This is a genomic window from Thermomonas sp., from assembly GCF_029945965.1.
GTDB lineage: Bacteria > Pseudomonadota > Gammaproteobacteria > Xanthomonadales > Xanthomonadaceae > Thermomonas.
Map to the genome: position 1 here is coordinate 19136 of NZ_JAQSDO010000019.1, position 20788 is coordinate 39923.

General features: G+C 63.3%; 17 protein-coding genes. 3 read left to right on the forward strand and 14 right to left on the reverse strand.

Annotated features, from left to right (window positions below):
• Positions 1 to 196: 196 nt before the first annotated feature.
• The gene (locus PSV05_RS12105; RefSeq protein ID WP_300065576.1) at positions 197 to 3004 is read left to right on the forward strand and encodes a TonB-dependent receptor; all 2808 of its coding nucleotides are present in this window, start codon (positions 197 to 199) and stop codon (positions 3002 to 3004) included.
• A gap of 115 nt (positions 3005 to 3119) precedes the next feature.
• On the opposite strand, the gene PSV05_RS12110 is transcribed toward PSV05_RS12105, so the two are convergent.
• The 11 genes from PSV05_RS12110 to putP all read right to left on the reverse strand — a co-directional run bounded on the left by PSV05_RS12110 (position 3120) and on the right by putP (position 15445).
• The gene (locus PSV05_RS12110; RefSeq protein ID WP_300065578.1) at positions 3120 to 3740 is read right to left on the reverse strand and encodes a DUF938 domain-containing protein; all 621 of its coding nucleotides are present in this window, start codon (positions 3738 to 3740) and stop codon (positions 3120 to 3122) included.
• Between the two features lie 83 nt (positions 3741 to 3823).
• Positions 3824 to 6487 (reverse strand): M1 family metallopeptidase, encoded by a 2664-nt coding sequence (locus tag PSV05_RS12115; RefSeq protein WP_300065580.1) that lies wholly within the window; start codon positions 6485 to 6487, stop codon positions 3824 to 3826.
• A 173-nt stretch (positions 6488 to 6660) separates the two neighbouring features.
• Positions 6661 to 7389, reverse strand: a complete 729-nt coding sequence (locus PSV05_RS12120) for a PAS domain-containing protein (protein ID WP_300065582.1) — start codon at positions 7387 to 7389, stop codon at positions 6661 to 6663.
• An 8-nt stretch (positions 7390 to 7397) separates the two neighbouring features.
• The gene (locus PSV05_RS12125) at positions 7398 to 8690 is read right to left on the reverse strand and encodes an adenylosuccinate synthase (protein WP_300065584.1); all 1293 of its coding nucleotides are present in this window, start codon (positions 8688 to 8690) and stop codon (positions 7398 to 7400) included.
• A gap of 198 nt (positions 8691 to 8888) precedes the next feature.
• Positions 8889 to 9077 carry a DUF2065 family protein gene (locus PSV05_RS12130; protein WP_300065586.1) on the reverse strand — a complete coding sequence of 63 codons (189 nt, stop codon included), beginning with the start codon at positions 9075 to 9077 and terminating at the stop codon, positions 8889 to 8891.
• On the reverse strand, positions 9077 to 9940 hold the full coding sequence (locus PSV05_RS12135) for a protease modulator HflC (RefSeq protein ID WP_300065587.1): 864 nt from the start codon (positions 9938 to 9940) through the stop codon (positions 9077 to 9079). Before PSV05_RS12135 ends, PSV05_RS12130 begins: the two co-directional genes overlap by 1 nt.
• Complete coding sequence (gene hflK, locus PSV05_RS12140) at positions 9937 to 10920, reverse strand: FtsH protease activity modulator HflK (RefSeq protein ID WP_300065730.1); 984 nt, start codon at positions 10918 to 10920, stop codon at positions 9937 to 9939. Before hflK ends, PSV05_RS12135 begins: the two co-directional genes overlap by 4 nt.
• Before the next feature lie 162 nt (positions 10921 to 11082).
• A complete protein-coding gene (hflX, locus tag PSV05_RS12145; RefSeq protein WP_300065589.1) occupies positions 11083 to 12387 on the reverse strand; it encodes a ribosome rescue GTPase HflX in 1305 nt (434 codons plus the stop codon).
• A 134-nt stretch (positions 12388 to 12521) separates the two neighbouring features.
• On the reverse strand, positions 12522 to 12812 hold the full coding sequence (gene hfq / locus PSV05_RS12150) for an RNA chaperone Hfq (protein ID WP_300065591.1): 291 nt from the start codon (positions 12810 to 12812) through the stop codon (positions 12522 to 12524).
• A 148-nt stretch (positions 12813 to 12960) separates the two neighbouring features.
• Positions 12961 to 13920, reverse strand: a complete 960-nt coding sequence (gene miaA / locus PSV05_RS12155; protein ID WP_300065593.1) for a tRNA (adenosine(37)-N6)-dimethylallyltransferase MiaA — start codon at positions 13918 to 13920, stop codon at positions 12961 to 12963.
• A gap of 31 nt (positions 13921 to 13951) precedes the next feature.
• Positions 13952 to 15445 carry a sodium/proline symporter PutP gene (gene putP, locus PSV05_RS12160; protein ID WP_300065595.1) on the reverse strand — a complete coding sequence of 498 codons (1494 nt, stop codon included), beginning with the start codon at positions 15443 to 15445 and terminating at the stop codon, positions 13952 to 13954.
• 231 nt (positions 15446 to 15676) lie between these two features.
• Here putP and PSV05_RS12165 point away from each other — a divergent pair, with 231 nt between their 5' ends.
• On the forward strand, positions 15677 to 16744 hold the full coding sequence (locus tag PSV05_RS12165; protein ID WP_300065597.1) for an alkane 1-monooxygenase: 1068 nt from the start codon (positions 15677 to 15679) through the stop codon (positions 16742 to 16744).
• A gap of 22 nt (positions 16745 to 16766) precedes the next feature.
• Here the strand turns inward: PSV05_RS12165 and folP are convergent, their stop codons facing one another.
• The 3 genes from folP to PSV05_RS12180 all read right to left on the reverse strand — a co-directional run bounded on the left by folP (position 16767) and on the right by PSV05_RS12180 (position 20352).
• Positions 16767 to 17663: a dihydropteroate synthase gene (gene folP / locus PSV05_RS12170; protein WP_300065599.1), complete on the reverse strand. Its 897-nt coding sequence runs from the start codon at positions 17661 to 17663 to the stop codon at positions 16767 to 16769.
• Between the two features lie 68 nt (positions 17664 to 17731).
• Positions 17732 to 19624: an ATP-dependent zinc metalloprotease FtsH gene (gene ftsH, locus PSV05_RS12175; protein ID WP_300065601.1), complete on the reverse strand. Its 1893-nt coding sequence runs from the start codon at positions 19622 to 19624 to the stop codon at positions 17732 to 17734.
• 65 nt (positions 19625 to 19689) lie between these two features.
• Positions 19690 to 20352 carry an SAM-dependent methyltransferase gene (locus PSV05_RS12180; protein WP_300065603.1) on the reverse strand — a complete coding sequence of 221 codons (663 nt, stop codon included), beginning with the start codon at positions 20350 to 20352 and terminating at the stop codon, positions 19690 to 19692.
• 89 nt (positions 20353 to 20441) lie between these two features.
• Here PSV05_RS12180 and yhbY point away from each other — a divergent pair, with 89 nt between their 5' ends.
• The gene (gene yhbY, locus PSV05_RS12185) at positions 20442 to 20747 is read left to right on the forward strand and encodes a ribosome assembly RNA-binding protein YhbY (RefSeq protein WP_300065605.1); all 306 of its coding nucleotides are present in this window, start codon (positions 20442 to 20444) and stop codon (positions 20745 to 20747) included.
• The last annotated feature ends 41 nt before the right edge of the window (positions 20748 to 20788 follow it).

The window sequence follows — 20788 nt, forward strand, 5'->3', positions numbered from 1 at the left end:
AGCCTAGATTAGGCATGGGGACTTGCGCTTTTCCGATTCCGGAAGGGCTCGAGTAAAAGCCGCCGGCGCATGGGATGCCGGCGAGTGGATTGATACGGTTCCGCACATCCGGGGAGAAACATTGATGCACGCATTTTCGAAGCCGAGGTTCCAGCGCCTTTGCCTAGCGGTCCTTGCCGCATTGGCGATGCCGGCGATGGCACAGCAAGCCAATGAACAGGACACAAAGAAACAGGAACAGGTCAAGACCCTGGACCGAATGACGGTCACTGGTTCGCGCATCAAGCGCACGGACGTGGAGGCAGCATTGCCGATCACGATCATCCAGAAGGCTGAAATCGAAGCACAGGGCATCACCTCGGCGGAACAGCTGCTGCAGCAATTGAACATCGCCAGCAACGGTCCTGACAGCCTCTCCGCCAACAGCGGCATCGCGCCGCCCGGCACGCGAGGCAATAACGGTGTATCCGGTGCCAACCTGCGCGGGCAAGGTGCCGACGCAACGCTGGTCCTGCTCAATGGTCGCCGTGTGGCATCCCATGGGCTGGCCGGACAGGTAGTGGACCTGAACTCCATTCCCTTCGCCGCGATCGAGCGCGTCGAAGTGCTGCGTGATGGTGCTTCGGCGGTGTACGGCACCGACGCCATCGGTGGCGTGATCAACTTCATCACCCGCGACAACTACCAAGGCCTGTCAGTCACTGGCGGCGCTGATGTCACCCAGCAGGGCGGCGGCAACATTTTCCAGGCCAGCGTGCTTGGCGGATTCGGCGACCTGGATACCGACCGCTGGAACGTCTGGGCCGCGGTCAACGTCAAAAAGAACGAGATCCTGCGCGGCAACCAGCGCGATTTTGCCAACAGCTTCCAGCCGGATCGCGGCTTGTCGCCGGACTCGCGAGGCACGCCGTTCGCCACTATCGTCACCGGCACAGGCAGCCTGATTGGAGGCGGCCTTAAGGATCCTGCCTCCGCGCTCACCAAGACCTCGATCAACACGCTCGACCTGCCCGCAGGCGCCGGCTGCGAAAACGGCGGCGAGATGATGGGCCCGTACGATGACAAGATCTGGGCCAGCCCCGGCGCGAGTTTCGCTTGCGCATGGGATTACGGACGTGCGCGCACCATCCAGCAACCGGTACAGACCCTGCAGGGCATCGGCCGCGCCACCTTCAAGATCGGCGACCATCATCAGTTCTTCGCCGAATTCATGGGTTCAAAGGTCACGTCCAAGCGGGTCTTCGAGGCACAACAGATCTCGACCAGCATCGGCGCTGGTGCGACCGCGCTGGACGCCTATGAATTGAATGCGAGTACGAAGGCAACCTACGACTCAGTCTATAACTCACTGCTCAATTACTTCGGGCCACAGGCCAGCCTCGCCTACGGCGCTCCGATCAGATACCGCTGGCGTTGCGAAATCTGCGGCCCTCGCCAACTCGAAACCACGAGCCGCGCCTATCGCCTGCTGTTCGGGATGACCGGCACTGTCGGCACCTGGGACTACGACGTTGGCCTGTCGCGTGCGCAGAGCCGGGCCGAATCGGTGCTCGCGGGCGGCTACTACTTCACACCGCAGCTGAAGGCGGCCCTGAAAACTGGCTTGCTCAACCCGTTCCTGATGCCTGGCCAAGGCCAGTCCCAGGGGGCCTATTCGGCGTTGGCGGCTGCAGATGCCACCGGCCTGCAGTTGTATTCAGGCATTTCGACCACGACCACGTTCGACGCCAGCTTCAGCGGCAGCCTGGGCTTCAAGCTGTGGAGCAAGGAGGATGTGCAGGCCGCGGTTGGCATGGATCTCAGGCGTGAGGAGTACGAGTTCAGTGGCCCGGCAGCATGGTCAGCCGGCAATGCCTTCGTCTTCGGCGCCCCGGGTGACTCATCCAATTACCTGTCGCCAAGGCACCGCAACGTCAAGGCCTTGTTCGCCGAGTTCAACGTGCCGGTATTCGACAGCCTGGAGGTGAACCTCGCCGTGCGGCGCGACCAGTACGACGGTTTTGGTGGCAGCACCAATCCGAAGTACTCGTTCAAATGGAAACCCGTGGACTGGGTGGCTTTCCGTGGTTCGTACAGCACCGGTTTCAAGGTGCCGGATTTTGCCAAGCTGTTCCGCGGCATCACTGAAACCCAGTACACCGGCCTGGACCTGGCTGACCCGTCCATCTGCCCGAATGGCCGCTACAACCCGGACGTAGCCAATTGCAAGGTGCAGATCCGTCCCGACATCGTCACCGGCGGCAATCCGAACCTGCAACCGGAGGAAGCGAAGCAGAAGAGCATTGGCTTCGTGCTCGCACCGACATCCAACATCGATGTCAGCGTCGACTGGTGGGAGATCGAGCGATTCAACACCATCCGCAGCGGCTTCAGCCTGAGCACGATGACCTCGAACTACAACCTGTACGCATCGAACTTCATTCGCGATGCAAGCGGCAACATCATCCAGATCGACCAGCGCTACATCAACACCGGCGGAACCCTGACCAGTGGTATCGAGCTGGACGCAAATGTGCGCGGTGAACTCGCCGGCGGAACCTGGAATGCCCACCTCAACGGCAGTTATCTCGACACGTTCAAGACCAAGAGTTTCGACAACCTGCCCTACACCGGCAACCTGGTCGGCGAGTACGAGCGCTACTTCAACCTGCCGATCAAGTGGAAGCACACGCTGAGTTTCGGCTGGAACAAGGGCGACTGGGCGCACACACTGACCCAGGTCTATCGCGGTGGTTACAAGGATTACCTTCCGCCTGGCATCGTGAATGGATATGTGCCAGTGAACTTCAATCCGAAGGTCGACTCGTACACCACCTACAACTACAGCGTCAGCTGGACGGCCATCCAGCACCTGAAGGCGACCTTCGCCATTCGCAACCTGCTCAACACCGATCCGCCGTTCACCCTGCGCTATCTCGACGATGGCGACGGTGCCGGCTGGGAAGCTCGCGTCGCCGACCCACGCGGACGCTCCTTCAACCTGCTGGTGGAATACACGTTCTGATGATGTGACGGCAGCTCACCACTCCAGGCGGGGTGGTGAGCTTGCAGAGGTTGCGATTACTGCCACTTCAGCTCGATTCGCATCCTGCTTGATGCCGGTCGGGCTTCGAACACGCTCAACTACGCCGCCACACCAGCATGCGGTTGTTGGCCGGCATCGCCACGTCATCGATGCACTGCAGGCCGATACCGGTGGCCAGCGCATCAACCGCTTCGATATCGCGAATCCCGGAACGCGGATCACGCGACTTCAACGAAGCTTCGAATTCGCGGTTGCCTTCACTGCTAAAAGAGCCGCCTTCATTAAACGGCCCATACACGATCACCAGACCCTGATCGGAAAGCATCGCCGGCAAGCAGGCGAAAAGCGCCTGCACTTCCGGCCAATCCATGATGTGCAAAGTATTGGCAGTGAACACCGCATCGAACGGCAGTAATCCGGGAGCAAGTGCCGGGGTGAAATGCGGCGCGGGTTGCGCTACAGCCTGCAATGCAATCGGCGCTGGCGCATTGGCCAGCCCGGCTTCGTCCAGCCACTGCTGGATGCCCGCATGCTGGCTTATATGATCGCTGGATTGCCAGGTGAGCCATGGCATCGCCGCAGCAACATGCACCGCGTGCTGACCAGTGCCACTGCCGATTTCAAGCACATGACGCGCGCCGCCAAGATGGCGATGCAGTACATCGAGGATCGGATCGCGGTTGCGCTCGCAACTGGGCGAAAAGGGCTTTTCCATCAGGTCAGCTCCTGCCACATCAGCATGCGGATGCATGCATGATCACCCATCGCCCCGTTGCGGGGCGATGGGTGTCGCAGCGATCAGTACCCGTTCTTTTTCAACCAGGCATCAATCTGCGGCAGGCGTTGAGCACGCAGCTTGAACCCGGTCTTGATCGCGTTCATCACCGTCTCCGCGTCGCGGCGCGAGGTCGGCGCGATGTATGCATCCGCGTATGCCTTGATCTTGTCGACCATCTTCAAGTTCTTGGCGCCGTAACCCAGGCCCGGATAGAAGCGCGCGCGCGAAGTCGAGTCGACCAGCTTGTCTACCTGTTCACGATGCGCCACTGCGAAGTCGAACGCCATCTCGGAATGTTCACGCGACACCGAGCCGATCATCCCGGCACTGTTGGTCGCGCCCGGCTCTTCGGTCAGGGCCATGTCCAGCGCCCGCTGGGCCAGTGCCTTGTCCTTGGCCGCCGCAAGCAGGCCGTAATATTGGTCGCGGATCATCGACGACTTCTCGTCCTGCGCCATCTTGTGCAGCTTGTCCCAGGTCGCGGCGTCTGCGTTGCGCGCCACGATGCCCAGGATGGTGCGGCGAAGCTCCGGCGGCATTGCCTTCGGATCGGTTGCGGATTTGGCGAAACGGGCACGCGCCTCCGCGATCACCTTGTCGTCGCCCAGCGTGCTGAGGATACCGATCAGGCTGGAGCGCAACTGCTTGGTCGTGGCCGAATCGCCCTCGCGGTTTTCCCAGCCCAGTTGCTGGAACTTGGGCGACAACCGCGAAAGTGCAAACTTGCGAGCGGCGGCCTGGCGCTTGGGATTGCCCTCGAACATGTCATCCAGGCCACCCACGACGCCGGCCACCATCTGCCACAGGTTGGGCGAAGCATCCAGTGGCACCTTGGTGGTCAGGTCCAGCAAATCGGATTCGGGCTGCTGGCCCACTGCGGCCAGCGCGCTGGCATCCATCATCACGCCCAACTGGTCAACCACAGGCAGCTTGTTGAAGCCATCGCTCAGCACCTTGAACTGTGCTGGCGCGTACAGCGTGCGGTAGTAGCCCTTCTGCCCAGCATTCAACAACACCGGTGCGCCGCAGCCCGGCAGCTCAACGCTGGCCTTGTCGTCCACCAGCACATGCACCGCACTGCCACCGCTGCGCACGCTCACCGGCACATGCCAGCGCAACGGCACCTTGCCGGGACGGTCGATCGTGTATTCGCCCTGCTCCAGCGAGACCACGGTCTTGCCGGCCGTGCACGCGGCGCTGGCCTTGATCAACGGAATACCCGGTTGCAGGGTGAAGTCGTGCGCAACCTGGATGAACTGCTTGCCAGGTGCGGCCTTGTCGACTTCCCGCCAGAGGTCATCAGTCACTCCATTGCCGTAGGCATGCTGCTTGATGTAGCTGCGAACGCCATCGCGCCACGCATCGGAGCCGACGTAATCCTCCAGCATGCCGATCACTGCGGAACCCTTGCCATAGGTGATGCCGTCGAATGCCTGGCTAGCCTGTTCCACGGTCGCCACGTGCTGCACGATCGGGTGGGTGGTGACATAGCCGTCGCCACCCATCGCGCCACGACTGGTGTAGGCCGCGTCGACGTTGTCGATGTCCCATTCCGGATGCAGCTTCTGGGTGGTGCGGCCTTCCATCCAGGTGGCGAAGCCTTCGTTCAACCACAGGTCGTCCCACCACGCCATGGTCACCAGATCGCCGAACCACTGGTGGGCGATTTCGTGCGCAGCAGTGGTGAACACCCGCTGCTGGTCGGAAACATTGGAGATGCGCGGGTCCAGCAGCAACGAAGATTCAAAGGTGAAGATCGCGCCCCAGTTTTCCATCGCGCTGAAAAACTGGCTGCGGCCCGGCGCGGCGATGTTGTCGAGTTTGGGCAACGGATACTTCACGCCGAAGTAGTCATCGTATTCGCGCAGCACGTCGCGGCCGGCTTCCAGCGCGAACTGCGCCTGGTCGACCTTGCCCTTCTGCGCGATCACGCCGATCTGCACGCCGTTGTCGTCCAGCGTGGCCCGATCGAAGTCACCCATGCCCAGGAACAAAAGATATGTCGACATCTTCGGCGAGGTCTCGAACACCACCTGTTGCATGCTGTTGCCGGTGTCCTTCGTGCTGACCACCGGCATGTTGCTGACCACCATTTGGCCCGCGGGCGCATTGACCGTCAGGTCAAAGGTCGCCTTGAAGTTGGGCTCATCCCACGACGGAATGAAGCGGCGCGCATCGGAATTCTCGAACTGCGTATACAGCGCACGTTGCTTGCCGCCCTCGGTCTGGTAGTCGAGCGCGAAGAAGCCATTGGCCTGGGTGTTGATCACGCCAGTGTAGTTGGTGGACAGGGTGTAGCTGCCAGCCGCCAGCGGCTTTTCGAAGGTGAAAATCGCGGTCTGGTTGCCGGCATCCACGCTGACCTTGGCGGGCATGGGCTTGCCGCCCTTTGCTACCAGAGTGCTATTGGCAAACGTCATGTTGACCGCCTGCAAAACAATGCTCGAGGTCGGCTCCAGCACCTGCAGGTCGATCCTGACCTTGCCGTCGAAGGCCATCTTGTCCGCGTGCGGGGTGACCTCGATGGCGTAATGGCTCGGCCGCACATTGGCCGGCAGCTGGCTGGTGGCCTTGACCATCGGCGGGTTGGCAGCACGGGAGACCTCGGCCGCGGATTGCGCCGATGCGGTGGAGGCCAGCCCGGTAAGGGCCAAAGCAATTGCAGACACCAGCAGACGGCGCATTGAGAATCCTCGATCAAGTGGTGGGGATGGGCATGAATGGCCCATATCGCGTCGCATCATCCCGGCCCCGGGCGTGCCGCAACAGCCCCGGAAGTCATGCCTGACCGGATGTCGTTCAGATTGAGGCATGCCCAGGCACATGCGCATGGCGCGCCTGGCGCGAACAGCAGTCGTCAGGCCGGCAGGAACGCCAAGGTCAGGCCTTCGACCGCCCCACGCGCGTCATGCAGGGGTTCGCAGATCAGGTCGAATGCCATCGGCTTGCCGTCGGCCACCGAGATCCGGAGATCGGTGATGCGGCGACCTTCACCCAGCATCATCACTTCTGTCAGCTCGCCGGATTCGCACACACTGGAAAGCTGCGGATAAGCCGCCAGCAGCGACTGCTGCTCGACCACATCCATCGCTGCAAACCGCCGTGCTGCCGCAGTCGCGCGTTGAACCTTCAAGCCGGCACCGGCCAGCACCACCATGGCGACCGGCAACTGGTCGAACACGGCCTGGCTGAGGCTATTGGCTTCGAATGCAACACGGCCGACCTCATGGGCGAGCGCGATGCCGTCGATGCGGGTATTCACACCGACCCAGTGACTGATCCGACCTTGATCGTCATGCACGGTGTTCGCCCTGGCGATGAACCAGTAGTAGCGCTGGTCGCTACCATTGCGCAGGCGGAACAACTGCTCGTATGGCTCGCCGGTGGTGATCGAATGCGTCCATCGCGGCGCCGCCACCACGATGTCCTGCGGATGGACCGAGTTACCCCACCCTGTTCCGAGCAATTCTTCTTCGGGTACGCCCATGAATGCCGCGGCCTCGGCATTCACATAATTGAGCATGCCATCCGGCGCCGCGGTCCAGACCTGCGCCGGGATGTGCTCGTAGGCGTGGCGATATGGCATGGGACGCCTCAGGCGAAGGGATCCTGCAGGATGATATTTGCATCGCGGTCCGGGCCGGTACTGACGATGGCCAACGGGCAACCCGCCAGTTCCTCCAGCGCGCGCAGGTAGGCGCGCGCGGCGGCCGGCAGCTTGTCCCACTCGGTGATGCCGGCGGTGGATTCCTGCCAGCCCGGGAACTCCAGGTACACCGGCGTGCACTCGTCCCAGCCGTCAGCATCAAGCGGCGCGTATTCGGTGCGCTTTCCGCGATATTCGTAGGCAATGCAGATCTTCAGCTTTTCCATCCCGTCGAGGATGTCGAGCTTGGTGATGCACAGGCCGCTGAGACCATTGATCGCCACCGCGCGCTTGAGTGCAACGATGTCCATCCAGCCGCAGCGACGCGGCCGGCCAGTGGTCGCGCCATATTCCTGGCCGCGGTCACGGATGCCCTGGCCGACTTCGTCATCGAGTTCGGTCGGGAATGGGCCGCCGCCGACACGCGTCGCATACGCCTTGGCGATGCCAAGCACATAGTCGATCGCGTCCGCGCCTACGCCAGTCCCGGCCAGCGCGCCACCAACGGTGGTATTGCTGGAGGTGACATACGGATAAGTACCGTGATCGATGTCCAGCAGCGAACCCTGTGCACCCTCGAACAGCACCTTGCGGCCCTGCTTGCGCAGCTCGTGCAGGATGCCGGCCACGTCCGCCTTCATCGGCTCGACGTATTCGCCGAACGCCAATGCCTCGTCCAGGGTCTGCCGGTAATCGACCGCATCGACTTTCAGGTACTGGGTCAGCACGAAGTTGTGGTAATCCAGCGCCGAGCGCAGCTTTTCGGCGAGCTCGATCGGGTAATGCAGGTCAGCCACACGAATCCCGCGACGCGCCACCTTGTCCTCATACGCCGGGCCGATGCCGCGGCCGGTGGTGCCAATCGCCTTGCCACCGGCGGCCTTCTCGCGCGCCTGATCCAGGGCGACGTGGTACGGCATGATGATTGGCGTGGCCGGGCTGATCTTCAGCCGCGACCGCACCTCGACCCCATTGGCTTCGAGTTCCGCGATTTCCTTTTGCAGCGCACCCGGGTGCAGCACCACGCCGTTGCCAATCAGGCACAGCGCGTCATCGCGCAGGACGCCGGACGGGATCAGGTGCAGCACCGTCTTCTTGCCGCCGATTACCAGCGTATGCCCGGCGTTGTGGCCGCCCTGGAAGCGCACGACGGCGCCAATGTCCTGCGTCAGCAGGTCGACGATCTTGCCCTTGCCCTCATCGCCCCACTGGGCACCCAACACGACGACCGACTGACCCATTTCCGTACTCCACACGTGAGTGAGCCGAGGCGTGCCCCGGCTTTACGAAATTATCCGGGTTTCCTTCGCCGACGGCCAGCCCGGAAATGGGGTCGGAGTGGATTTCCTGCCAGCGTTGCTTGGATTTGCCCATGCGCTTGGTCAGGAAACTTCACTCTGACCCCATTTCCACTCATTTCCGGGTGTTGGAAACAGAACTCACCCGCCCCGCACCAGATACAACGACACCAGCCCCAGGATCAGCACCACCGCGCCGACCCGGCGCACGTGCTCGTTCGGCATTTGTTGCAATTGCTCGGCTGCGCGCTTCCACGCACCCGGGGCTGCAAACAGGAACAGGCCTTCCAGCACTGCGACCAGGCACAGTGCGCCCCACAGGTCCGACATCAGCGATCGGACTTCATGTACTGCAGGAAGGGGTCATCGCGGTCCAGCACGATCACGCTGTCGCCGCCGGAGAAGGACTTGCGATAGGCCTCCAGGCTGCGATGGAATGAGTAGAACGATGGGTCGCGTTGGGCGGCTTCGGCGTACAGGTGGGTGGCTGTGGCATCGCCCTCGCCGCGCAGCTTCTGCGCGTCGCGCTCGGCCTCGGCGGCGATCACGGCCTGCTCGCGGTCGGCTTGCGAGCGGATCTTCTGCGCCTCCTCCTCACCCTCGGCGCGCAGCTTGCTGGCGACCTGGTAGCGCTGGGCGCTCATCCGGCGGTAGACCTGTCCGATCACCTCGCCGCCCTCCGGCAGATCGATGCGCTTGATCCGCAGGTCGGTAATCTTGATCCCAAGGTTGGCGGCGCCACGGTTGATCAGCGCCAGCTGGTCTCCGACGATCTTGGCGCGGTCGCCGGACACGGCTTCCTGCAACGTGCGTGAGTTGATCTCGTTGCGCAGGGCGTCCTTGATGATCGGGGTCAGGCGCTGCACAGCGACGCTCTCGTCACCGCCGGTGGCGCGGTAGAACGCCTGCACGTCGCTGATCGCGCCAATGGCGAAGAAGTCGACGCTGACGTCCTTCTTCTCCGAGGTCAGGTAACGCTCGGGCTCCGCGTCCAGCACCTGCAGGCGTGTGTCGAAGACCTGCGCGGACTCAACCAGGGGGACCTTGAAATGCAGGCCCGGACCAACATTGGTGCTCACGATGCGGCCGAGCTTGAGCACCAGACCGGTCTGGCCCTCGTTGACCACATAGACAGAACCCAGCAACAGCAACAGGCCGACGACCAGCGCGGACATCCATGCGGAGAATTTCATCGGCTCGGCTCCTTGCGGCCATCGGGCCGGCCTTGGCGTGCGCTACGGACGTTGTCATCAGTTGCATTAACTGTAGGCGAGACCAGGTCCGGCACAATCGCGGTCGCCGGCGCCGGCATGCTGGCGCCCTTCGTGTCGCCCATCGGCACGTAGATCAGCTGGCGGCTATCGCCGCCAACGACCTTGCGGTTCCTGGACAGAACCTCTTCGACCGTTTCCAGCCACAGGCGCTTGCGGGTGACGTCGGGCGCGCTGGCATACTGTTGCTGCAGCAGGGTGAAGCGCTCCGAGTCACCGGTAGCGCGGGCGATGCTGGCGGTCTTGTAGCCCTCGGCCACGGTGCGCACGCGCGCTGCCAGGCCGCGGGCCTCGGGCACGATCTTGGCGGCGTAGGCCTCGGCCTCGCTGGTCACCCGCTGCTGGTCCTGTTGTGCGCTGTTGACGTCGTCAAAGGCCGGCTTGACCTCCTCGGGCGGACGCGCGTTGGGCAGGTTGAGCTCGGTGACGGCCAGGCCGGTCTTGTAGGCCTTCAGCGCGGCCTCGAGACGCTGCTTCGCGGCGATCGACAAGGGGCCGCGGGCGCTGAGCACGTTGTCCAGGTTGGAACGGCCAATCTGTTCGCGCACGGCGCTCAGGGTCGCCTGTTGCAGGACCCGGTCGGCGTCGCGGGTTCCGAACAGGTACAAGCGCGGATCGGCGACCCGGTACTGGACGTTGACCTCGACGCTGACGATGTTCTCATCACTGGTCAGCACCGGCACGGTGTCGTTGAAGGTCTTGATGGTGGTCGCGTTAACCTTGAACACGCGCTCGACCGGCCACGGAAACTTCAGATGCGGGCCGGGCTGCATCACCCGCGACAGCTGGCCGAAGCGCAGCACCACGCCGCGCTGCTGCTCTGCGACCAGCACGAAGCAGTTGAACGCCAGCCACAGGCCAAAGCCGATCAGCACCCAGCGAAGCACGCTGCCTTCGCTCATGCCGCCACCGAAACCGGGCAGACGATTGAGCAAGTTGCCGAGTCCGCGATTGCCACCACGATTGTTGCTGCCGGACGAACCGCCGGGTTTATTCCAGGCCATGCCTGCTCCATCGAGTGCCGCGTCCGCGGCAGGAAAGTGAGTGGGATTCTACCGGTTGCGTCAGTCCACGGCTTCCGCTTCCGGAATTGGCAGCAGGCTGCGCAATGGCGCGCCATCATCCTGTGCCGCCAGCCGCAAGGCGTCGGCGATCGGCAAGTCCAGTTGCAGGCGCCAGCCGTCAGCGTCATGGTCCTCGCCGCGCACCGCATCCAGTGCATGCAGGCGCGCGCGTAAACGGCCCGCATCGGTAGGCAGCAATACTTCGCCAACCACGCGCTGCAAGCCAAGTCGGTCGCCCAGTGCCTGCCGCAGCAGGTCCAGGCCGATGCCGTCGCGCGCCGACAGCCAGACTGCGGTGCGCTCGTCGCCGCGCTGATCGATGCGTGCGCTGGCGCCTTCAATGCGGTCGATCTTGTTGAACACCGTCAGCTGCGGGATCTCGCCCGCGCCGATTTCCTGCAGCACCTCGTCAACCTGACCGATGCGTTCGTCGCGCAGCGGATCGTCTGCATCGATCACATGCAGCAACAGGTCGGCTTCGCGCGCTTCGCTCAGGGTCGAACGGAACGCAGCGACCAGATCATGCGGCAGGTCGCGCACGAAACCGACGGTATCGGCCAGCACGACGCCGCCACCTGGCAGTTCAATCCGGCGCACAGTCGGGTCGAGGGTGGCAAACAGCTTGTCGGCGGCGTAGGCATCGGCGCCGGTCAGCGCATTGAATAATGTCGACTTGCCGGCATTGGTATAGCCGACCAGGGCCACCCGCGGCAGTTCACTGCGCACCCGCGCGCGACGCATCTGAGTGTGCTGGACTTCCACTTTTTCCAGACGTTTCTGCAGCACGTCTACGCGCTTCTGCAGCAGCCGGCGGTCGGTTTCCAGCTGGGTTTCACCCGGCCCGCGCAAGCCGATCGAGCCGCCACGCTGGCGCTCCAGGTGAGTCCAGCCGCGCACCAGCCGCGTGGCCATGTGCTTGAGTTGCGCCAACTCGACCTGCAGCTTGCCTTCGGCGCTGCGCGCACGCTGCGAGAAAATGTCCAATATGAGACCGGTGCGGTCGACCACGCGACGCTCCAGCGCACGTTCCAGGTTGCGCTCCTGCACCGGGCTCAACGTATGGTTGACCAGCACGAGGTCAGCGCCAGTCGCCTCGCAGGCCGCCTTCACTTCTTCGAGCTTGCCGGTGCCGATCAGGATCGCCGGATTCGGGCGATCAATCTTCGCGGTCAGTTCTGCCGCCACCGTAGCGCCGGCAGAACGCGCCAGCTCGCGGAATTCCTCGAACACGCCTTCGCCCGGCGGACCACCGGCGTGGGGCTGGATCAACAGGGCGTGTTCACCCTTGCGGGAGCGTTCAAACAAGGGCGTGAACCGTCGAAAGGCGGATTGTCATCGTCCCAGTTATGGGGCCACCCCGCGCGAACCCAAGCCTTGAACGATGCCTTGAACCGATGCCTTGCCGCCGATGTGGGGACTCAGGGGGGACTCAGGGGGACTCAGGGGGACTCAGGGGGACTCAGGGACTCAGGAGACTCGGCATCCGCGTCGTCGCCGTCCTCTTCTCCACCCGGCATGCTGATTCGCACGTTGCGCGCCGGCACCACGGTGGAAATGGCGTGCTTGTAGACCATCTGGCTGACCGTATTGCGCAGTAGCACCACGAACTGGTCGAACGATTCAACGGTGCCCTGCAGCTTGATGCCGTTGACCAGGTAGATCGACACCGGCACGCGCTCGCGCCGCAACGCATTCAGGAATGGATCCTGCAAAGACTGTCCCTTGGACATGTGGTTTCCCCGCACTGTTCTTGTTGTTTGTTGTTGTTTGAGTAATCGGCCAGACATCACTGTTGCAACTGCAATCAGCAAGCCTCCCCTGGCCCTGCACCGGTCCGCAAGCAGTGGCGCGACCCGATGGTAACGCACGCCGGAGGAATTACGTGCGTGGCGGGCCGAGGAATCCGGCCACGGCCGTGTCCAGTTGCGTGCGCTGGGTCACGGGATCGAACCAGCGTGCGTCCAGTTCTCCGCGCAGCCAGGTGAACTGGCGCTTGGCCAGCTGTCGGGTAGCGGCGATGGCGCGTTCGCGGAATGTGTTGGCATCGCCGCCTCCATCGAGGAGTTGCCATGCCTGCCGATAACCCACTGCACGTATCGCAGGCAACTGAAGTGGCGCCGGATGCGACGCCAGTCCTGGCAATCCGCGCAGGTCGCGCACCTCATCGAGGAATCCCTCGGCCAACATCGCATCGAAACGCGACTCGATGCGCGCATGCAGCGCGGCACGATCCGGCGGCGCCAGCGCCAGCTTCAGCGCCTTCCAGCACGGGGCTGCCTGTGGTGCGTCACGCTGCCATTCGCTGATCGCGCGACCGCTCAATCGATACACCTCCAGCGCGCGCTGGATGCGTTGCGCATCGGTGGCGTGGATGCGCAGCGCCGCCGCGGGATCGACACGTGCCAGCTCCGCATGCAGGGCTGCCCAACCCTTGGCTTGGGCCTCTGCAGTGATGGCCGCACGTTGCGCGGGGTCGGCTTCGGGCATCTGCGCCAGGCCTTCGAGCAGGGCGCGGAAGTACAGGCCGGTGCCGCCGGCGAGGATCGGCAATTTCCCGCGCGAAAGGATGCCGTCGATGGCGATTGCGGCATCGACCGCGAACTCCGCCGCCGAATACGGCTGCCACGGATCGCGCACGTCCATCAGGTGATGCGGGACTCGCGCCTGTTCCTCGCGGGTCGGCTTGGCCGCACCGATATCCAGGCCGCGATACACCAGCGCCGAATCGACGCTGACGATCTCGCCATCAAACCGTTCCGCAAGCGCAAGCGCATACGCGCTCTTGCCCGATGCGGTCGGGCCCATCAACGCGATGACGCGCGGCCGTGTATCCAGCATGGGCGTCATCGCATCGATCAAGTGCCCGGACTCAGTAGCCGGTCTCGCGCAGGCTCAGCCGCACCTGCTGGTGACGCGCCTGCACAGCTTGGCTGGGTGCCGGCGACAACAGGCTGCCGACAACAATGGCAATACTCGCCGTGATCACGCCGGGCACGATTTCGTACAGTGCACTACCGGTCTGCTTCCACAGGATCACGGTCAACGCACCAACCACCATCCCGGACAGCGCGCCGGTCTTGGTCATGCGCTGCCAGCCCAGCGAAAACAGCACCACCGGGCCGAATGCCGCGCCGAAGCCGGCCCAAGCGTAGCTGACCAGGCCCAGCACCAGGCTGTTCGGGTCACGCGCGATGAAAATCGCCAGCAGGGCCACCATCAGCACCATGCTGCGGCCGACCCAGACCAGCTCGCGCTCGCCTGCGCCGGGGCGCACGAAGCCGCGATAGAAATCCTCGGTCAACGCGCTGGAGCACACCAGCAGCTGGCAGGACAGCGTGCTCATGATCGCGGCCAGGATCGCCGACAGCAGGATGCCGGCAATCCATGGATTGAACAGCGCTTCGGCCAGCACGATGAACACGCGCTCGTGGTTCTCGTTGACGGCGCCGGCCAGCGCCGGGTGTTCGGCGAAATAGGCGATGCCGAAGAAGCCTGTGGCGAGCGAGCCGGCCAGGCACATCACCATCCAGCTCATGCCGATGCGCCGCGCCTGCGGAATTACCCTGAGCGAATCGGCAGCCATGAACCTGGCCAGGATATGCGGCTGCCCGAAGTAGCCCAGGCCCCAGGCGATCAGCGAAATGATGCCGACCAGGCCGAGATCACCGCCCTTGAACCAGTCAAGTTTCGCTGGGTCGAATTGCTCGATCACATGCAGGCTTTCACTCATCCCGCCACTGCTCATCACCACGATCACCGGGGTCAGCACCAGGGCGAAGATCATCAGCGTGGCCTGCACGGTGTCGGTCCAGCTCACCGCCAGGAAGCCGCCGATCAGCGTATAGAGGACCGTCGCGGCTGCGCCGTACCAGAGTGCTTGCGCATATGGCAGTCCGAACACACTCTCGAACAGGCGCGCGCCAGCAACAATGCCACTGGCCGCATACACCGCGAAGAACACCAGCACCACCAGCGCCGAAACGATCCGCAACAATTTGCCATCAGTCGCAAAACGCGTGGTGAAGAAGTCCGGCAGGGTCAGCGCGTTGTCGGTGCGCTCGGTATAGACGCGCAGAGGTCCTGCCACGAACCGCCAGTTGGCCCACGCGCCGAGCACCAGGCCGATCGCGATCCAGGACTCGGACACGCCACCCAGGTACATCGCGCCCGGCAGCCCCATCAGCAGCCAGCCGCTCATGTCCGAGGCACCCGCGGACAGCGCTGTCACGTATCCGCCCAGCGATCGCCCACCCAGGATGTAGTCATCGAAATTCTTGGTTCGACGCCAGGCGACGAACCCGATGCCCACCATCAGGAGTAGATAAATGCCGAACGTGATCAGCAGCGGCGTGGATGCGGTCATATGTGTCCCCTATGCAAAAAAGTCGCGGGGCAGCTTACCGCAGTGACCCGAACCCCCGCCTCAGCGCGAGTCCAGGTACAGCTTGAGCGCAGCGATTTGAGATCCATGCCGTGGCATTCGCCGCAACTGGTGAACGCGAGGTACTTTCCCTACGCCATCGGCCATGCCCTTGAATCCAGCGCGGGTTTGGTTAGTCTGGGCTTCCACACACCACGCCGAGACGACACCGCCATGCCGCTCTGGAAACGCCTGGGCTTCCTGTTCGTGTTCGTGGTGCCGGCCTTGATGCCAATGGCGGCGTGGCTTGGCACGCGTACCGGCATGCCCAACCTGACGGCATGGTTTCCGCTGTTCTTCCTGTTCGTGCTGTTGCCGCTGGCGGACTATACGCTGGGCCACGATCCGCGCAACGTCGATCGCAGCGCAAGCGCCACGCTGGAACACGACGGCTGGTTCAAGGGCATGACCCTGGCGGCCCTGCCTGCGCAACTAGGCGTGCTGGCGTGGTCGGGCTGGCATTTCGTGCATGCCGGTTTCGATGCCTCTGGCACGCTGGGCTGGCTGCTGTCGCAAGGTATTGTCGGCGGCGTGCTGGCCATCAATGTCGCCCACGAACTGATCCACAAGGACACTGCGCTGGAACGCGCAGCCGGTGGCTTGTTGCTGACCAGCGTCGGCTATCACGGCTTCAAGATCGAACACGTGCGTGGCCACCATGTGCATGTTTCCACGCCGGAAGACGCCTCCAGCGCCAGGTTCGGCCAGTCGCTCTGGCATTTCATGCCGCGGGCGCTGCTGCGCAATACCGCCAACGCCTGGAAACTGGAGACGGCGCGGTTGGCATTGCGTGGCAAGGGCTGGTGGTCGGCTGGCAACGAGCTGATCCGCTGGAGCCTGTTGTGGATCGTGCTTGCGTCAGCCTTTACGTCGTGGCTCGGGCCGATCGGGCTGGTGTTTTTCCTCGTGCAGGGATTCCTGGCCGCCTGCTCGCTGGAAATCATCAACTACATCGAGCACTACGGCCTTGAGCGTCGCCGGCTGGAATCAGGTCGCTATGAGCGCACTACCCATCTGCATTCCTGGAATTCCGACTACCTGCTCAGCAACCTGCTGTTGTTCCACCTGCAGCGGCATTCCGACCATCACGAAACCCCGCGCCGTCGTTACCAGGTGCTGTTGCACCATGCCGACAGTCCGCAACTTCCCGGCGGTTACGCCAGCATGTTCCTGCTCGCGCTGTGCCCACCGCTGTGGTTTCGTATCGTGAATCCGGTACTGGCGCGCTGGCGACAGGCCTGATCGCCGGTACCCATCAGCACGGTCAGTCGTCATCCGGCCAGCGGATCGCAGTTTTTGCATCCACGCGCGGCATCGGCACTGCGGCAACTGCGTTCCAGACCTTGAGCGCATCGACTGTCGCGGCCACGTCATGCACGCGCAGCAACAGCGCGCCACGTTGCGCGGCGATCAGGTGCGCGGCCACCGAGCCATGCACGCGTGCCTGCATGTCGTCGCGGCCAGTCAACTCGCGGATGCTGCGTTTGCGCGACAGGCCAGCCAGCACCGGCACGCCCAGTTCGGTGAAGCGTTGCAACTGGGCCAACAACTGCAGGTTGTGCTGGGTGGTCTTGCCGAATCCGAAACCCGGGTCAATCAGGATTCTTTTTTTGTCGATGCCGGCCATCTCGGCAGCGAAAATCCGTTCGGCCAGGAATCGATGCACATCGGCGACCACATCGTCGTACTCGGGTGCGTCCTGCATCGAACGCGGCTCACCCAGCATGTGCATCAGCACTACCGGCACACGCAGCTCGGCCGCTGCCTCCGGCGCACCGTCGCGGCGCAGCGCATAGACGTCGTTGATCATGCCGGCACCCGCCGCGACCGCTGCACGCATGACCTCGGGTTTCGAAGTATCGATGCTGATCGGCAGCGAGGTTTCCCGCGCCAGCCGCTCGATCACCGGAATCGTGCGGCGTAGTTCCTCGTCCAGCGGAACCTCTTCAGCACCAGGCCGCGTGCTTTCACCACCGATGTCGAGGATGTCCGCGCCCTCTTCTGCGAGGCGAAGGCCATGCGTGATCGCCGCATCAACATCGAAATGCACGCCGCCATCGGAAAACGAATCCGGAGTGACATTCACGATGCCCATGATCTGCGGGCGGTCGAGCTTCAGGATGCGACCGGCGCAGTCGAGTTGGGGGGATGTGTCGAACATGCGGTCATGCCAATGAAAAAGGTCAGAGCGGACTCTGGCCTTTTCATCGTGGCTCGGCAACTGGTGACTCAGGTCTGCTCGGCAGGCCCACCGATGATGATGGGCTTGGCTTCCTCGCGCGCCGGACCGCCCGGGCTCCAGCCCATCGGCGGCGGCGAATCGCGGCCTTCCATCACGGCGTCGATCATCGGCACGTCGATGGTTTCGTATTCCAGCAGCAACTTCGCCATCGTGTGCAGCTTGTCGATGTTGGCGGTCAGGATCGCGGTGGTGCGATCGAACGCCTTGTCGAGGATCGAACGCACGACTTCATCGATCCTGCGCGCGGTATCGTCCGACACGCTCTTGTGCTGGGTTACCGAGCGGCCGAGGAATACCTCGTCGTCTTCCTCGCCGAAGGTGATTGGGCCCAACTCGGACAGGCCCCACTTGGTGACCATGTTGCGCGCCATCTTGGTCGCGCGCTCGATGTCGTTGGACGCGCCGGTGGTCACTTTGTCATCGCCGAAGATCAGTTCCTCGGCAACGCGGCCGCCATACAGCGAGCACAACTGCGATTCGATCGCGGTGCGGTTGTAGCTGTACTTGTCGCCTTCCGGCAGGTACATGGTCACGCCCAGCGCACGACCGCGCGGGATAATCGTCACCTTGTAGACCGGGTCGTGTTCCGGCACCAGTCGGCCGACGATGGCATGCCCGGCCTCGTGGTAGGCAGTCAGGGTCTTTTCCTGCTCGCTCATCGCCATCGAGCGGTTCTCGGTGCCCATCATGATCTTGTCGCGCGCCTTGTCGAAGTGCGCCATGTGCACTTCCTTGCCATTGTCGCGGGCCGCGAACAACGCAGCCTCGTTGACCAGGTTGGCAAGGTCGGCGCCACTGAAGCCGGGAGTGCCGCGTGCAATCACCATCGGCACCACGTCGTCGGCCAACGGCACCTTGCGCATGTGTACCTTGAGGATCTGCTCGCGGCCACGCACGTCAGGCAGGCCGACCACGACCTGGCGGTCGAAACGACCCGGGCGCAGCAGTGCGGGGTCAAGCACGTCAGGGCGGTTGGTCGCGGCGACCACGATCACGCCTTCGCCGCCTTCGAAGCCGTCCATCTCCACCAGCAACTGGTTGAGGGTCTGCTCGCGCTCGTCATGACCGCCGCCGAGGCCAGCGCCACGATGACGACCGACCGCGTCGATCTCGTCGATGAAGATGATGCAGGGTGCATGCTTCTTGGCCTGCTCGAACATGTCGCGCACGCGACTGGCGCCGACGCCGACAAACATTTCGACGAAATCGGAACCGGAAATCGAGAAGAACGGCACCTTGGCTTCGCCGGCGATGGCTTTCGCAAGCAAGGTCTTGCCGGTACCGGGCGGGCCGACCATCAGCACGCCGCGCGGGATCTTGCCGCCCAGTTTCTGGAACTTGGACGGATCGCGCAGGAATTCAACCAGCTCGGAGACCTCATCCTTGGCCTCGTCGCAACCGGCCACGTCGGCGAAGGTGATCTTGGTCTGGTCTTCGTTGAGTAGCTTGGCCCGGGACTTGCCAAAGCTCATCGCGCCCTTGCCGCCGCCCTGTTGCATCTGCCGCATCATGAACAGCCAGAAGCCAATGATCAGGATCACCGGCAGGAAGTTCAGCACCAGCGACCAGAACGAAAATCCGGAGTCAGGCGGCGCCTGGTTGATCTCGACCTTGTGCGAAATCAGGTCGTTGATCAGGTCCTTGTCGCGCGCCGGCGCAGTGGTGGTGCCCTTGCTGCCATCGCTGGCCTCGAATGTGATCGTGCGCTCGTTGCTGGCGATATCGACCTTCTTGATGCGGTCGTTATCCACATCCCGCACGAACTGCGAATAGATCATTTCCTGGCTTGGGGCCAGCTTCGGGCTGAAGCTCTGGAACACCACCATCAGCACGACGGCGACGACCACCCACAGCAGCAAGTTCTTCGCAAGATCGTTCATGTCGTCCTTTTACGTCACCAGGATGATGGGCACAGGCCCACCCGATTTAGAGCACATCGCTACATCTAAGCCTTGATCTGCGCCAGCTTGGCCTGCGCCAGCGCGTACACCTCCGGCGAACGCTTGCGCGAGGCTGCCGGCTTGCGGATCGCCACCTTGGCATAACGCCGCCGCAGCTCCCGCACGTATTCGTCGAAGCCCACGCCCTGGAACAGCTTGATCAGGAACGTGCCGCCGATGCGAAGGTGACCATCCGCGAAGTCCATGGCCAGTTCGGCCAAGTGCATCATGCGCGGTTGATCCACCGCACCCATACCGCTCTTATTGGGGGCCATGTCGGACAAGACAAGGTCGACCGGTTCCCCGTGCAATGTCTCCAGCAGCCTCGATAGGACTTCATCGTCCCTGAAGTCGCCATGAAGGAACTCGACCCCGGCCAGGGTCGGCATCTCCAGGATGTCGCTGGCGATTACCCGGCCGGCGCGAACCTGCCCTTTGCCGGCCTCCATCTTGTCCAGCTCCTGGCGCACCCATTGCGACCAGCTGCCGGGCGCGGCCCCAAGGTCGACCACCACCATGCCCGGCTTGAGCAGGCGGTCGCGTTCGACCACTTCCTCCAGCTTGTACACGGCGCGCGAACGCAACCCTTCCGCCTGCGCCTTTTTCACGTAGGGATCGGAAAAGTGTTCCTTGAGCCAGCGTTGGCTCGACTTACTTCTTGAAGGCATGTCTGCGGGTGGCCATGGGCATTGAAGGCCGGGGCGATACGGGGCGCCATGATACCCTGCGCTTCTCCCAGCGCCCCATGACTACCTGTATGACCACCACCCTCACCAATACCCAGGCCCGCTTCCTGCGCGGCCAGGCGCACGATCTGAAAGCGATGCTGCAGGTGGGCGGCAAGGGCATCACCGATGCACTGGCAGCCGAAGTAGACGCAGCACTGGAACATCACGAACTGATCAAGATCAAGGTGGTTGCCGACGACCGCGAGCTGCGCGATGCGATGATCGCTGACCTCGCCACGCGCACCGGCGCTGCCCTGGTCCAGCGCATCGGCCATGTCGCGGTGTTCTACCGGCCTTCGACGGACATGCGCCATATCGTGCTGCCGCGGGGCTGATCGACTGACGCTGTCATCCCGGCACTCGCCGGATGACGATG